Source organism: Methanosarcina hadiensis (genome assembly GCF_046529725.1).
In the GTDB taxonomy this organism is placed as follows: domain Archaea; phylum Halobacteriota; class Methanosarcinia; order Methanosarcinales; family Methanosarcinaceae; genus Methanosarcina; species Methanosarcina hadiensis.
Genome location: NZ_CP136241.1, coordinates 143997 through 158183, shown reverse-complemented (window position 1 = coordinate 158183; position 14187 = coordinate 143997). Strand labels below are relative to the sequence as shown.

At 42.3% G+C, this 14187-nt stretch carries 13 protein-coding genes; 6 read left to right on the top strand and 7 right to left on the bottom strand.

Annotated elements, in window-relative coordinates:
- Nucleotides 1–352 precede the first annotated feature (352 nt).
- Nucleotides 353–1183 (bottom strand): hypothetical protein, encoded by an 831-nt coding sequence (locus RSJ42_RS00735; RefSeq protein WP_410508840.1) that lies wholly within the window; start codon nucleotides 1181–1183, stop codon nucleotides 353–355.
- Between the two features lie 340 nt (nucleotides 1184–1523).
- Between RSJ42_RS00735 and RSJ42_RS00730 the strand changes: the two genes are divergently transcribed.
- The 3 genes from RSJ42_RS00730 to RSJ42_RS00720 are packed head-to-tail and all read left to right on the top strand — an operon-like array spanning nucleotide 1524 to nucleotide 4749.
- The gene (locus tag RSJ42_RS00730) at nucleotides 1524–2627 is read left to right on the top strand and encodes a radical SAM/SPASM domain-containing protein (RefSeq protein WP_410508839.1); all 1104 of its coding nucleotides are present in this window, start codon (nucleotides 1524–1526) and stop codon (nucleotides 2625–2627) included.
- A 37-nt stretch (nucleotides 2628–2664) separates the two neighbouring features.
- Complete coding sequence (locus tag RSJ42_RS00725) at nucleotides 2665–3762, top strand: L-histidine N(alpha)-methyltransferase (protein ID WP_410508838.1); 1098 nt, start codon at nucleotides 2665–2667, stop codon at nucleotides 3760–3762.
- 15 nt (nucleotides 3763–3777) lie between these two features.
- On the top strand, nucleotides 3778–4749 hold the full coding sequence (locus RSJ42_RS00720; protein WP_410508837.1) for a dimethylarginine dimethylaminohydrolase family protein: 972 nt from the start codon (nucleotides 3778–3780) through the stop codon (nucleotides 4747–4749).
- 39 nt (nucleotides 4750–4788) lie between these two features.
- Here RSJ42_RS00720 and RSJ42_RS00715 read toward each other — a convergent pair whose 3' ends face one another.
- The 6 genes from RSJ42_RS00715 to RSJ42_RS00690 form a co-directional block, all read right to left on the bottom strand.
- Entirely contained in the window at nucleotides 4789–5748 is a 960-nt protein-coding gene (locus RSJ42_RS00715) for a UbiA family prenyltransferase (RefSeq protein WP_410508836.1), read from the bottom strand.
- 172 nt (nucleotides 5749–5920) lie between these two features.
- Entirely contained in the window at nucleotides 5921–6814 is an 894-nt protein-coding gene (locus RSJ42_RS00710) for a prenyltransferase (RefSeq protein WP_410508835.1), read from the bottom strand.
- Nucleotides 6815–6907: 93 nt separating this feature from the next.
- Complete coding sequence (locus tag RSJ42_RS00705; RefSeq protein WP_410508834.1) at nucleotides 6908–7630, bottom strand: amino acid ABC transporter ATP-binding protein; 723 nt, start codon at nucleotides 7628–7630, stop codon at nucleotides 6908–6910.
- Nucleotides 7614–8309 (bottom strand): amino acid ABC transporter permease, encoded by a 696-nt coding sequence (locus tag RSJ42_RS00700; protein ID WP_410508833.1) that lies wholly within the window; start codon nucleotides 8307–8309, stop codon nucleotides 7614–7616. Before RSJ42_RS00700 ends, RSJ42_RS00705 begins: the two co-directional genes overlap by 17 nt.
- 421 nt (nucleotides 8310–8730) lie before the next feature.
- A complete protein-coding gene (locus RSJ42_RS00695; RefSeq protein ID WP_410508832.1) occupies nucleotides 8731–9582 on the bottom strand; it encodes a basic amino acid ABC transporter substrate-binding protein in 852 nt (283 codons plus the stop codon).
- A gap of 783 nt (nucleotides 9583–10365) precedes the next feature.
- The gene (locus RSJ42_RS00690) at nucleotides 10366–10776 is read right to left on the bottom strand and encodes a hypothetical protein (protein WP_410508831.1); all 411 of its coding nucleotides are present in this window, start codon (nucleotides 10774–10776) and stop codon (nucleotides 10366–10368) included.
- A gap of 404 nt (nucleotides 10777–11180) precedes the next feature.
- Here RSJ42_RS00690 and RSJ42_RS00685 point away from each other — a divergent pair, with 404 nt between their 5' ends.
- The 3 genes from RSJ42_RS00685 to RSJ42_RS00675 all read left to right on the top strand — a co-directional run bounded on the left by RSJ42_RS00685 (nucleotide 11181) and on the right by RSJ42_RS00675 (nucleotide 14114).
- The gene (locus RSJ42_RS00685; RefSeq protein WP_410510275.1) at nucleotides 11181–11783 is read left to right on the top strand and encodes an IMPACT family protein; all 603 of its coding nucleotides are present in this window, start codon (nucleotides 11181–11183) and stop codon (nucleotides 11781–11783) included.
- Between the two features lie 267 nt (nucleotides 11784–12050).
- On the top strand, nucleotides 12051–13166 hold the full coding sequence (locus RSJ42_RS00680; protein ID WP_410508830.1) for a hypothetical protein: 1116 nt from the start codon (nucleotides 12051–12053) through the stop codon (nucleotides 13164–13166).
- A 69-nt stretch (nucleotides 13167–13235) separates the two neighbouring features.
- Nucleotides 13236–14114, top strand: a complete 879-nt coding sequence (locus RSJ42_RS00675) for a GNAT family N-acetyltransferase (RefSeq protein WP_410508829.1) — start codon at nucleotides 13236–13238, stop codon at nucleotides 14112–14114.
- The last annotated feature ends 73 nt before the right edge of the window (nucleotides 14115–14187 follow it).

Here is a 14187-nt window from a genome sequence, read left to right as displayed (position 1 = left end):
AAAGGCTGGCACGTCACCAGCCCCATGTGGTTTTTAGTTCTTAGGAGCATATACGGAATCATATCCAGAACCCATATACGCTAGAAAGATGCTAGAATATTAAATATTTCCTTGATATAAAAAGGCTTTGGTTTACATGTTCCGGGTTTTCTATTTTTTTCCAAATTCGCATGAACCAATCGTTTAATATGAAAATTCTGCGTTTGTGATATTCGTGGATAGGATTTCATATGCCTTCAAACATCCCAGGATAAGATAAGATTGAAAAATATAAGAAGTTTCACGAAAGCTATAAGAAGCTTCCCAGAACAGCCAGCGGAATTAAGATTGCTTACGCAAAAGGAGGAGTGGATTAGTCTCTGTAAACTCCATCTCCTGTCGTAAGTTCTCCTTCCGCCTGAACCCAGCCTTTCTGCGGACCTGTTAGCTGTACAGAAATTCTATCAGTATATTCGTTGAACTGCCAGCCGTAAATCCACCATTCATTCCAGCTATCCATCTCGACATAAATCTCAACTCTGGCATCAGAAGACGTGTCATAATGCGCGTAAACCAGGCTTTCATAATCAAAGTATTCGGGATTTATATGTGCAGGTAAAGGAACAGTTGACCCTTCTTCGGATTCTCGAAGATTATGTTTGGGCAGAAGCACGGGTTCGTTGCCGACAGGGTATTTGGTATTAATCACATGGTCAGCTTCTACAGAAGTTCCGAAATCAAATGAAACGAGAACCGGAGTTTCCTCAGAGTATTCGTGGGATTCCACGGTCTGCTCCTCTTCCGGAATTTCATCTTCAATACCATCGGATCCGGGCTCAGGTTCGGGCAAAGCCACTGGAAGGGAATGATAAACCGGCCGAATCTCGTCAGTTTCTATCTTAAGCATTAACCCGTACTCGGTGTCTTCGAGGCTGAGATTCCAATCTGAAGGCTTATTGTAATAATCTCCATTCACTATTTCCAGTCCGACTTCGGATTCATTTTCAAAAACAGGAACAGGCAAATACAAAGTTACATTTTGCAAAATACTACGGCTTGTTATTGTTATGCTATAATCATAATGACTCGTAAGGCTGTCATTATACATTTTTTCGCTTTGAGCATTCATATACCAGGAACCCAGAGTCAGCAAGAGGAGAACTATTAAGATTAATCCTCCAAAAATTTTCATCCATCTATTCATGCAAAGCCCTTCTTCTTTGAGTACTTAAAACAGATAGAGGAAGAAAATAATTAAACCTTGCTAAACTGAGCAGAAAAAATCCAGAGTTTTCTGTATTCCTGAAAGGAATTTGAGAATAGGAATAGAACAGACAGCTAATATCAATTCAATCAGTATAATCCGTCCTTCAGATCCTAGCAGATATTGGATTCAAAAAACACTTAGTTTCTTACAAATTGATAAATATATATTTTCTAGTATTTTAGGGGTAAAATTTGTTATTTAAGATAAAAACAGGTTGAAACTACATATGCTATTCAAATATTCGGGGAGTGAACTTATCAATCCAGATATAAAAACTATGTTTTCACCGCCTCCTGTACTGAAAGGGTACATGTACGGAGCACAGGAAGCTCATGAAGCCCGAAACTCAAACAGGCTTTTAGCTATACGTATTGAGACAAACACATCATGTAACCTCCGCTGCCGCTACTGTTATGCACAGAGCGGGGAGGATTCCGTAAAAATAGCTGACTTTAACGCCCTTAAACGTATAATATCCGAGGCAAAAGGACTCGGGATCAGGTCTGTAGTAGTCATAGGGGGAGGGGAGCCTACTCTCTACCCGAATTTTAGAGGATTAATTGCTTATATTGATTCCCTCGGGATTGTTCCGATGGTCTTTTCAAACACCATTTTAATGACAGAGGAGCTTGCAAAATTCCTGTACGGACACAATGCATCCGTTATGGGAAAACTTGATTCTCTCATACCAGAAACCCAGGACTATCTGGCAGGAAGGAAAGGAGCTTTCGGCGATATAAAAGCTGGGCTTGAAAACCTGATGAAAGCAGGCTTTTCAAAACCTGCCGGGCAGGGAAAACTCCGCCTTGGAATTTCTTTTGTGAGCAATAAAATGAACCTGGAAGAAATCGAAGAGATCTGGCACTTCTGCAGAAAGAATAATATTTTTCCCAATATGGAGATCCTAACTCCGACAGGCAGGGCAAATGACGAACTTGAAGATAAGCTGCTCACAGCCGATGAAATAAAAAAATACAAGCTAAGGTTGCTGGATATAGACAGAAAACATTATGGATATGACTGGCTGCCCTATACCCCGATTACTGCCAGCGGCTGCCTGCAGCACCTTTACAGCCTTTACATCAATATAGAAGGGAATGTCAGGCCCTGTGCGCCTACAAAGCTGGACGAGCACCCTTCACTGAGGGTAAGCGGAGAATATCCCTATAATGTAAACAGAATGAGCCTTAAGGAGATTTATAACTCGGAACTCTTCACATACGTCAGGAACATTGACAGGGTTCTTGAAGGCAGGTGCGGGAACTGTGAACATATGGAGGAATGTATAGGCTGCCGCGGATATGCTTACAGTGTAGGGATAAACAAGGGAATTACCCCTCTCGAAGCCCTGAGGATGGAGTGTCAGCAGTGCTTCAAGTAAGACAGGAGGTGGGAAACTGGAAATCAGGGGAGAGGTAATGTGGAAGCAGGATTCAAAGAATGAAGAAAAAGTAATAGCTTCTACAGAGAAAAGTATGGAAGAAAGGCTTTGTGAAAACCTGAGAAAGCATGAGCTCCCTGACTATCTCCTGTACATGGGCACAGGGGGAGCAAAAAACTGGCTGAAACTGGACGAGTCCGAAACGTTTCCCATAGCCAGAAGGCTCAAAGGCCTTCTTGAAGAAAACATTGAATCGATAGTGAGATTTATTCCTGCATTTATGAGCCTTGTAAGCGTTGGGGTAGGGAGCGGGGATAAGGAGAAAATTCTTCTGGAGGGGTTGATAAAGAAAAAACTATCTGAAAAACCTGCTTCCAAAAAAGTGCCCATACACTATTACCCTGTTGACATAAGCAGCCAGCTTGTGGATCTCGCCCTTGAAAATGTTAGAGACCTGCCTGTGGAAAAGACAGGCATAGTCGGCTTCATTGAAGATATACCGCATTTTAAGGAACACTGGCGGCCTCCTGTAGTGTTCTGTGTCCTGGGAAACACCTTCTGTAATTATGAGCCTGAGACATTTCTTCAGCTTATTTACGAAAATCTTGAGCAGGGAGACCTTCTTTTCTTTGACGCTAATCTCCTGCCCGGACCAGGTTCAGGGAACAAGGCGCGTGATGCAAGAAGATCCGTCCTGGGCACATATTCCTCAAAGGAAAATGCCCTCTTCAATATGTATCCCCTGCTTCAGTACGGGATGGATCCCGAAGATCTTGGTTTTGAATTATCACTCTCAAATGTTGATTCAAAGATAGGAAACCTGTGCAGGACAAGAAAAAACCTGAATATCCTGAAAGACGCTGAGATCAGAATAGGCTCGGAAGCCGTAAGTTTCAGGGAAGGAGATGTAATCCGCATGGGTTTTACTTACAAGTACACATATGATAAGATTATCACTCTCCTTGATATTAACAAATTTGATATCCTGAGCGCTTTTCGGAGTAAAGATAGAGAGAATGCAATATTCCTTGCAAAAAAACGCACCAGAGGAAAAAGAAAGACAGATAAGCATTTTTCAAAGCATAATTTAGATTTCGAAGAGAAGACTCGAAGATTTCAAACTGCGCGATCTTAAGATGGGGGTTCAAACATGGGCTGTGAGATAGAGAATCTGAGTGAAACAAAAAAAACAGGATCTGGTATCGCTTATGGCTGTGACGAACTGGGGAGGTTAAAAAGCGTACTCGTACACACTCCGGGAGACGAGCTTCTTCTGGTTAATGAGTCAAACTATACGCACTGGCTTTATGATAAGGTTCCTGAGATTTCAGGATATGTAAGGGAGCATATGAGGTACCAGGAACTGCTGGAATCAAACGGAGTAAAAGTCTATGAGCTTGCAGATCACGTAGAAGAGAATACGGACCTGATACACAGGATGCCAAATCTAACCTTCCTTCATGACACAGCTGTAATTTCAAGAAAAGGGGCAATACTTTCAAAAATGCGCCCGCCTGCAAGGGAAAAAGAAGAGGTTGTTGTAAAGGAAGCCCTGAATAATCTGGGGATACCCATACTCAATGAATTTAATGGAAGTAAAGGGTTTTTTGAAGGCTGTCTTCTTCTCTCAAAAAATACTGTCTTTGTTGCCGATACGGAAAGACACACCTATCCCTTTATCCTGGAATTTATTTCAAACATCCTTAGCGAGTTTGACGAAGTAATTTACGCCCGCGTCCCGAAAGCCAGGCGTTATATGCATCCGGATACCATATTTAACAGGATAAGGGAGGACCTTGCCCTTGCTTATCTTCCTGCTTTTGAAGAGACATGCCTGTTTACGGAAGATGCTGGAGAAAGAGTCGATTTTAAAGGGTTAATGGAGGAAAAAGGCATGGAAATCATCCCAGTCTCTGACTCTGAACAAGGCCGCCTTGCCTGCTCTTTTGTCCCCCTGGAGAGCGGAACTATTTTTCATTATGATACGGCACTCAATGATGAAACAAAGGCAAAGCTCGCGCAGGAGGGTGTTGAGATAATTCCTTTCCACCCCGAAGCTCTGCTTGCAGGAGGAGGGAGTTTACGCTGCCATACATTGAGGCTCTGCAGAAGGAAATCCTGAAACTTCACGCTTCTGAAATTTCACGCTTATATTTCACGGTTATAAGAATGAGTCAAGGATAATTGAGCAGGAATAGAGCACAATTGAAACATGGAAAAGGAAAAGTGCAGACAGGCCGGCTTTCTGGCTTTTTTCTTTAAGAAGCTTATAATTTGCAAACCCTATCACCAGAAAACCGGGCAAAAATCCGTAAAATGCTATCTCTCCAAGCTGTTTCAAGAAAAGAAGTGCTGTAAGATAATGCAAAAGGGTAAAGCCCGAAATCCAGAGCAGTGTCCCCTGCATACCGTAAAGTACGGGTATTGATTGTATTCCTCTTGCCCTATCGTTTTCCGTGTCTACAAAATCATTGACTGCAAGGTGAGCTAGAGTCCAGGGATAGAAGAAGAGAAGGTAGAGAAGTAAAGGGACGTCAGGCTGCCCGTAACACAGGTAACCAGCAGCCGGAAAAAGTGTAAAGTCAAGCCTTCCCACGGTCTGAGCAACGGGAAAACTCTGGCTTTTTCTTTTCACCTGATAGAAGTATTCAAGAATACATGACGAAAGCATTGTAAGGAAGACATACAGGGAGTTAGGGTAAGGCAAAGTAAACATAAGGATTCCTGCTAACGCCGATAGCAAAAAGAACGCTGTCAGGGCAAAATCGGGTGAAATCCTTCCTGACGGAAGCGGACGGCTTTTAAAGGGTCTCCAGTAGCCTGTAAGGGAATCCTCAACATCCAGCCTATCCTTTTTTCTGTCAACGTAATCGTTGAGCACAAGACCTCCTTCAAACCCAAAGAGCCCGATCAAAATTGCTTTGAAGGTTATTTCCTTAGAAAATTCGCCATAGTTTGAGAAAGCGAGGGCAAGCCCTGAATAAAAAAGCAGGATCCAGACAGGAAAAAAATGAGCTCTGGTAAGGTCTATCAAGGCTCTAACAGTCTCTTTTATTCCTTTACTATTCGTTCCCTCAACCCCGATAATATAGAAGAGAATTATATGTTTATAGTTTTGCAACCGAGACTTAAAAAACTAAAAAATACTTTTCTAAAAGAGAAGCGGTGAGATTAAAATTTGAACAGAAAAATGTGTTCAAAAAAGAGCTAGTTTTAAATAATTCTGCCAGACAATTCTGCCCTGACGGTTCTAATTAGGCATTCCAGATTCGGTACCAGGCTCAATTAAAGGCTCAATAGATAAAATCCAGAATAATCGATACCGCATATATTACCAGAGTCATGTGGTAAACGGGTAGAATCCTCATTCCAGCACTCTGACTCTTTTCTTTCCACAGGTAAAGGTTTGACCCGGCAAGTAGTGCAAAAGCCGCAATAAAGCCATAGAGCGCAATAGTCCCTAGTTCCCTGAGAAAGAGAGCGGCTGCAAGAAAATGAAGAACTGTAAAGCCTGTAACCCAGTACATGGACCCTTTTGAGCCGTAAAGCACAGCTATTGATTTCATGCCTCTTGCCAGGTCATTTTTCAGGTCTATAAAATCATTCAGGCCCAGGTGCGCCATTGTCCAGGGGTAGAAGAAAACCATATAGAGCAGTATAGTTATATCCGGCTGCCCGTAGCATAAATAGCCCGCTGCCGGAAAGAGAGTGAAGTCAGTCCTGCCCAGTAGCTGGGCAACTGGATATTTCTGGTCTCTTTTTTTAACCTGATAAAAAGCTTCAATACTGTAAGAGTACAGCATGATTATAAAGACATAGATGGAATTCGGATATGGAAGGGTGAAAATCAGGGCTGAAGTGACTGCCACAAGCAGGATAAATAGCCAGAAAGCGTTTTTTGAAGATATCATGCCTGAAGGGATAGGCCTCTCCTTAAAAGGCCTCCAGTACCTTGTCATGGTATTCTCCACATCAAGTCGGTCTCTGTTCCTGTCCACATAATCATTCAGCACAAAGCCGGCTTCAAATCCAAACAGGCCTATCAGGGCAGCTTTAAGGGTTAACTCCCAGGAAAAGCCGCCATAATTTGCAAAGGCAAGCACCAGCCCGGAGCAAAAAATAAGGGGCCAGGCAGGGAGAAAATGGGCACGAGTGAGGTCGAGATAAGGTTTCAGGTTTTCTTTCATTTTTTGGCCTCAGTAACAATTGTGATATGAAGGGAAGCCATTCCATAAAAACTATGAGGAAAGGAGAGGATTTTCAACTAAATAGCAATGATCTCACAAAATCTTGCTCAAAAATGACTTTGTCCTCTCATTCTGGGCATTGAAGAAGATTTCCTGAGGGGTGCCCTTCTCGACTATGATGCCGTCATCCATAAAGAAAACACGGTCCCCGACTTCCCTGGCAAAGCCCATTTCGTGCGTCACGACGACCATAGTCATTCCTTCTTTTGCAAGATCCTTCATGACGTTTAAGACTTCTCCCACCATTTCAGGATCAAGTGCTGAAGTAGGCTCGTCAAAAAGCATCACTTTCGGGCGCATGGCAAGGGCTCGTGCGATTGCGACCCTTTGCTGCTGGCCTCCAGAAAGGGAACCCGGATATACGCTGGCTTTGTCCTCAAGCCCTACCTTTTTTAGAAGGTCATATGCCCGGTCGTAAGCCTCTTTCTCAGAAAGCCCGCGCACCTTGATTGGGGCAAGAGCAACGTTTTTGAGGGCAGTCATGTGCGGGAAGAGGTTGAAGCGCTGGAAAACCATTCCCACTTCTTCACGGATCTTATTGATATTCGCGCCAGGGTCTGTGATTTTCTCCCCGTCTATCCGGATTTCTCCCGAAGTGGGGGTTTCAAGAAGGTTGAGGCAGCGGAGAAAAGTACTTTTTCCGGAACCTGAGGGGCCTATAACGCAGACGACTTCGCTTTCTTCAATTTTTTCGGTTATTCCTTTAAGGACTTTCAGGTTTCCGAAACTTTTGTGGAGGTTATTCACTTCTATCACTTACACCAAGCCTCCTCTCAATATAATTAAGTACACGAGAAATGCCCATAGTCAATGCAAGGTATACAAAAGCAACAGAGATGTATGTAGGGAAAGCTGCAAACGTCTTTGAAACGTATAGCATCCCGTTCTTTGAAAGCTCATGTACGCTTATTACTGCAAGCAGGGACGAGTCTTTCAAAAGAGCTATAAACTCATTTCCAAGGGGAGGAATGATCAGCCTCACAGCCTGCGGCATGATAACTTCCTTCATAGCCTGCCCTTCGGTCATACCCAGGGAACGGGCGGCTTCCATCTGGCCCCTGTCAACGGATTTGATTCCTGCACGCACGATCTCTGCATTATAGGCTCCGCTGTTAATGCTGCACACGGCAATGCCCGCAAGAATAGGGTCGATCCTGAACGGCTCTCCTGTGATCCCGATAATAAGGCCAGGAATTCCGTAGTAGAAAAGCAGGATCTGGACGAAGAGAGGGGTTCCCCTGATGAAATCAACATACATGGAACTGGGAATCCTGAAAACAGACCTTCTGGAGAGCTTTCCGAAAGCCGCAATTGTCCCCAGGATTAACCCGAAGAATATCGCAAATGTGGTGACCTCTATAGTGATAACCGCTCCCCGCAACAAACTCGGGAATACATTAATAGCGTGTTCAATATAAGACGCTAAAAGAGACAAACTCTAACCTCAGTTACTTAATAAAACGGGATACTTTTTATAAATAATAAATTTGTTATATGTGTGGATAATATTCAGAATACTTCAAAATGCATACGGCATTAAGGTTCTTTTTCTGGGATATCTCTGCAATAGCTCTTCAGCAGCGTCTTCAGACAGAGATTTTAAAGGAATATCAATAGAAATACGCGTTTTGCAGAAATATATTAATTGAAAAGTGTTTTCAATTATATAAATTCAATCATTTTAAATTATCATGTCAATGTATATATTTTAAGGGTGTCGAGGTTGGAAATCATGGAAATAAAGGGTTATCTAATCTTGATGATATCAAAAAAGAGAGAATGAAAAAACAAAATTAATAAGAAAAGAAATTGAGAGCAGAAAAATTATGCAGCTCTCAAAGTAAATCTGGTTAAGTTTATTCTTCCATGTATTTGGGCAGGTTTGTCAGAAGCTCGTCATACTCGCCGCTTGCTTTGACATTTTCAAGGCCGGCATTTATCTTCTGAAGGAGCTCTGTGTTGCCTGTGCGGACAGCAAAGCCGTAGGATTCACTGTTAAGGGGCTCACCTACAATCTTGATCACGCCTGGCTGGGCTGCAATGAAAGCTTCCGTAACAGGAAGGTCATTGATCATTGCGTCTGCGCCGCCAATCTTGAGCTCTTCAATGGCTTCATTGACGTGAGGGAAGTCTTTGATCTTAGCAATGACTCCGGCTTCTTTGAGCTCTTCTGCTTTCATGAAACCGGTGGAGCCTGTCTGAACGGCTACTGTTTTACCCTTCAGGTCGTCGACACTCTGGATCTCTTCATTGTTAATGGGTACGGCAAGAGCCAGGCCTGCGGTGATGTAGGGTTCACTGAAATCAACCTCTCCTTCACGTTCTTCGGTAATTGTCATGCCTGAAGCAATGATGTCAATGTTTCCGGTCTGAAGGGCAGGGATAAGGCCTGCAAAGTCCTGGTCAAGATACTGGACCTTAAAGCCCTGGTCTTCAGCAATTGCGTTCAGAAGGTCAACATCGAAGCCGACCACATTCCCTTTTGAGTCCACAATTTCAAAAGGTGGGAATTGTGCTTCAGTACCTACGATATATGTGGGCATTTCTCCGGCAGGAGCACTTTCTTCAACGCTGCCACCCTCTTCAACCGGGGCACCTTCTTCAGCAACTCCTTCTGCTTCCTCTTCACCCTGTTCGGCACAGCCGGCTGCAAAAACAACAGTAGCGATGACAAGTAACAGTGCCATTATCTTTAACATTTTTTTCATATCAGTACCTCTGAAAACTCTTCCTCGTTATTAAAGGTGTAAGATAATTAAACTTTTATAAATAGTCGGGCAACGGATTAATAGCTTTGGAGTTTAAAATATTTTCTGTATAAAATAAAATATAAAATAATGAGGTAAATATTGAAAATATAGAGAAGAACGTGAAACTTTATTAGAATATTCGATTTTTTTCTGCAGTATGTTTTGAGAGATTAATATTAGCAAAAAATATCTCAAGCAGTGTCTCAAGCAGTGTTCAGAGAATCTGGAGTTCTCCACCTGTTAAAAAAATAGAATTTCTCCTGCGATTCTCTCGGGAAGGGCATATTAAAAAACTTAAAAATATTTATCATTATTTATTTTTATGAGTACATGGAAAACTCTGTACACGAGGAGAGTGAAGTACGAGTATAGCTGAGTAGAGGTAAACAAATCTTGTGCACATTTGAAGGTTGACTAAGAAAAGTTAGAATTACTTCCCGGAGCAGAATGAGAAAAAGTGATTATGTCGATCTGGTCTTATCCCGACACTCTGTATCAATAAAATAAATATGTAGAAACTGGTTTTCAGAAGCTTTAGTAAGTTACATAATACTCTAAATTTGCATTCCTTATCCGATTATTTTGTTGCTTATTATTCTAACAGAAAAGAGAAATACTCTGCAGAATCCGTCAAAAACATTGTTCAGGTTTTATAGAAATTAAACTAATTGAAATTAACTTCAAAAAGAGAAAGTTGTAGCCTGTAAAAGGCTACGCGGATTGTAATTTAGAAGAAACTGATTATACAGTTTCTTCTTCGTCAGCGACTTCTTCTTCGTCAGTGACTTCTTCAGTGTCAGCGACTTCTTCTTCGTCAGTGACTTCTTCAGTGTCAGCGACTTCTTCAGTGTCAGCGACTTCTTCAGTGTCAGCGACTTCTTCTTCGTCAGTGACTTCGGTTTCAAGTGCATCTTCAACTACAGGTGCTGCTGCTTCTTCAGCTGCGCCTTCTTCAAGAGCTGCATCTTCTTCAGCAGGGGCCTGCTCAGCTTCTTCTTCCATTTCTGGCATTTCTTCTTCAGCAGCTACAGGGGTTTCTTCAACAGATTCTTCTGCTCCTTCTGTTTCCTCAGCCTGTTCTGCACAGCCGGCTGCAAAGACAACAGTAGCAATTACAAGGAGCATTGCCATGATCTTTAACATTTTTTTCATTATTTTTACCTCTAAAAGTTCTCTTCCTTTTTTACACCCATCTCATACAAGTTCCTGAGACTTTCATATGAGATATTTATGCATGACCAGTCAATTAGATTAAAACCTTTCGATTTGGTAAAAAAATAGGAGAACGAAGGGGGGTTATTTTCTCCAAAGAATAGTCCACTATAAGCATATATTATACACTTGTAGGATTTATAAGAGCTATAGTTAAAATCGAAGGGAGCTCGAGTTCTTAAATAGTCTAGGAGACAGCAATTAAAGCAGAATTTGAAAGAAAGCCTGTTGCTGAGAAGCAGAAAGTTATTAAAAGACATTATAATGTTGCCCTGTCTTGAAGCTGTAAAACTTTAAAGCCTTAGGTGCGAAATAAATTAGATAAGAAATATTGAGGCAAGACTCTGAATAACTACAAAACCCTGAAAAACTCCGGAAAAGCTCAGAAGGAATTTAAAGGCTCCGCATTTATCGGGTATGCCAGGCACGTAAAAAGCGAAAATGAAGCAAAGGCGTTCATAAATGAAATAAAAAGGCTGCATCAGGACGCAAACCATAATGTTTCGGCTTATCTTGTAAAAGGAGAAGGGTCTTTTGCCCTGAAATATGATGATGACGGAGAGCCTGCGGGAAGCTCTGGAAAGCCTGTTTTTAAGGTTATCGAGTCAAAAGAGCTCTGTAATACGGCCGTAGTTGTGACGCGGTACTTCGGTGGAATAAAGCTTGGCTTCGGAGGGCTGTCCAGGGCTTACAGGGAAACCGCAGTTTCAGCTATTGAAAACGCAGGTATTGTAGAGATCTTTGAAGAGATAAGGTTCGTTGCACGCTTCGGATATCCGGAGTTTCAGAAAATAAAGAAGCTGGTAGAGGAATACGGAAGGATAGAGCAGGAAAAATACTCTGATGTTATTGAACTTTATTTTCTTATAAAAAAGGATTTTGAAGAAGAATTTCGTGAAAAACTGGCAAAACTTACAGGGAATAGAATCGAGCTTGAAAAGGTTTGATTTGAACTCCCAGGCATATCTCGCGATAAAATCCGGCAGAATATTCCTTAAAAATGAAAACACTGAAATTCAGGAAATTGCTATAAAAATATGAAAGACATATATCAACAGGAGGCTCTCAGGAGGCTCTCAAGATATTGAACAATTCCGTGCTGGAATATCTTTAGCAGGAAAACAGGCTGACCTAAACCTGGTCCTGAGTTGAATAGCAGAATATATCAAAATAACCCGTACTGGAACTCGAGAGGGAACATTGGAAGTGTAACTTTGAAGCGTAAAATATTTTCAATTACGTTTATTTCGGTTGTTTTATTCATTGTACTGGGCGCATGTGCAGGTTTGGCTGCCAGCGAGGCTTTGAAAGGAACTGAGCAGGAAATTAACTCGGCTTTTAGCAACCAGATTACACCTGTAATCTCAGGGGACTATATTGTCTGGCAGGATGAACGGGATGGAAACTGGGACATTTACCTGTACGACATGTCCGTTGGAAGGACTGAGACTGCCCTGTTCTCAGGCCCAAAAGATGAAATCGAGCCTTCAATCGATGGCAGTTATGTGGTTGTGGCGGACAACAGAAGAGGAAACTATGATATCTATATGAAGGACATTTCCTCAGGGAAAGAAACCCAGATTACTTCGGACAAAACCGAACAGAGGGAACCTGCGATATCAGGCAACATAATTGTATGGACTGACCGCAGAAACCAGAACACGGACATATATATGTATGATGTCACTTTGAAAAAGGAAACCCAAATTACAACGGATAAAGCTGACCAGAGCCAGCCTGCAATCTGGGAGAATATCATAGTCTGGAAAGATACACGCAACGGGAACGAAGATATTTTCATGTATGATATAAGTACAGGGAAAGAAAGTCCCGTAGTCACGGACTTTGCAGCACAGACAAACCCGGTTGTGGGAGGAGACTACATTGTCTGGGAAGACAGGCGTGCAGGAAACCTTGACATTTATATGTACGAAATCTCCACAGGGAAAGTAACGCCTGTTTGCGTCGACCCGAACCCGCAGAAAACCCCTGCCATCTCGGACGGAAGGATAGTCTGGGCTGACGGGAGAATTAAAGGAACAAATATCTTTATTTACGACATAGCTACAGGGCAGGAAAAGACCGTTTCGACTGCATCTGAATATGAAAGCAACCCATCAATTGATGGTAACCGGATAGTCTGGCAGGATAAGCGCAAAGGCGCAATGGACATTTTCATGTTCACGGAAGAAGGTTCCGGAACTGAAACAGCTGCAGGGGAAGAGACCGGAGCTGAAGCCGCAGCAAAATCACCTCTAGGGATATATCCATTATCAGCCGCGGTCATAGCTGCTTATCTGATAGTAACTTCGGGGAAAAGGAAAAAATAAAAATATAAGTGCAGTTCGTCCGTTCAGGAAAATAGTCGGGAGAAGAGAAACTTAAGAAATAAATAGAAAGTGAAAATATTAACTGTCATGGATAAGGACTCGGAAAGGATAAAAGGACTGAAAATCCGAAGAATGAACAGGGAAGAAGCCGAATTTGCAATTGATATGGCAGCTGCCGAAGGCTGGAATCCCGGCATCCATGACGGAGAACTTTTTTACGAAGCAGACCCTGAAGGATTTTTTATTGCAGAACTTGAAGGCGAGCCTGCAGGCTGTGCCTCTGCTGTTGCATATAATAATAATTTTGGTTTTCTGGGGCTTTTTGTGGTCAAACCCGAATTCCGGAGAAAAAATATAGGGATGAAACTTACTGAAAAATGCCTGGAACACCTCGGGAACAGGAATATCGGGCTTGATGGCGTAGTAGAGAATGAGAAGAAATACCAGCAAGTTATGAAGTTCAAATCCTCTTACAGTAACCTGCGTTTTGAAGGCAGAGGCGGGGGAGAAATTCCGGATGGGCTGGTAGAAATATCCGGAGTTCCTTTTGAAAAACTGATCGAGTATGACAGAAGAATGTTTCCTGCTCCAAGACCCGGTTTTTTAAGAAAATGGATCAGCCAGCCCGACTCTTATGCCTTTGCATCCTTCGAAGCCGGAGGGCTCAAAGGGTACGGAGTTATAAGGAAATGCCGGACAGGTTATAAAATAGGCCCTCTTTTTGCAGACGACCAGATTGCGGCAGAGAAAATCTTCAGGGCACTCAGGGCTTCGGTTCCTGAAGAAACATTTTTCTTTGATGTCCCCGAGCCCAATAAGGAAGCGATGGAAATTGCAGAAAAATACCAGATGAGTGTAATGTTCAGGACTATCCGGATGTACAGCCGGGAAGAACCTGATATAGAGCTTGATAAGGTTTATGGGGTTACAAGTTTTGAACTTGGATAATCACAGGGTAGAAGATTAAGGATAAAAGATTAAGGATAAAAGATTAAGGATAAAAGATTAAGGGTTTAAGGAT